Annotated in this window: 1 protein-coding gene; it reads right to left on the reverse strand. The window is 63.9% G+C overall.

Going from position 1 to position 642, the window contains the following annotated elements:
- Positions 1-482 (reverse strand): head-tail connector protein (locus ACFQ4G_RS21955; RefSeq protein ID WP_379041139.1); only part of this gene is annotated, 482 nt, incomplete at its 3' end.
- Positions 483-642 lie beyond the last annotated feature (160 nt).

Consider the following 642-nt stretch of genomic DNA (forward strand, 5'->3'; position numbering starts at 1 on the left):
TTGATCTCCTGAGGCACGGCAGCAGCGCTTGCATAACCGCACGCGAATCGGATCAACACTGCATTCGGCTGGCAGCGCGCGGCAGGCCAGGTCGTCCCATAGGCAGGTACGACCCGGGCAGGGGCGTTGTAGTCGTCTACCTGGCGCGCAGAGTCGTCTAGCGTTTGCTGCACGCCAGCGGTGTCAACGTATTTGATGCTCTCGATGCTTACCAGCGGTGGCATCGGAATATCGATCGCGGCCTGGTACCGCCCCAGCGAGCGGTAATCAGCTGCGCAGGAACGGGGAAACTCATCCAGCGCCAGCTCCCACGCCTGAGACATGAGTGCGCGGCCGGTAAGGCTTTCCACCGACTGACGGGCGGCAGCGATCAGGGACGTGATATAGGCGTCATCGTCGGTGCCTTCCACGCGAAGATGGGCTTTGGCCTCGTCCAGCGTGATCGGCTCCGCGGTGGGCGCGGTGATGAGCTTCAAAGCCATTCGAACTCGCACGAAAAAGGGCGCTCCGCAGAGCGCCCGTTACGGGGATGCTGGCTATTACGCCGGCGGATTGGCGGTCGGCGCCAGTGCCGGGAAGCCCAGGACGGCGATGGCCGAAATCAGGCCGGCCGAGGCGTTGTTTGCAGGGGTGATGGTCAGG

It is taken from the genome of Methylobacterium marchantiae (genome assembly GCF_042679825.1).
GTDB lineage: Bacteria > Pseudomonadota > Alphaproteobacteria > Rhizobiales > Beijerinckiaceae > Methylobacterium > Methylobacterium marchantiae.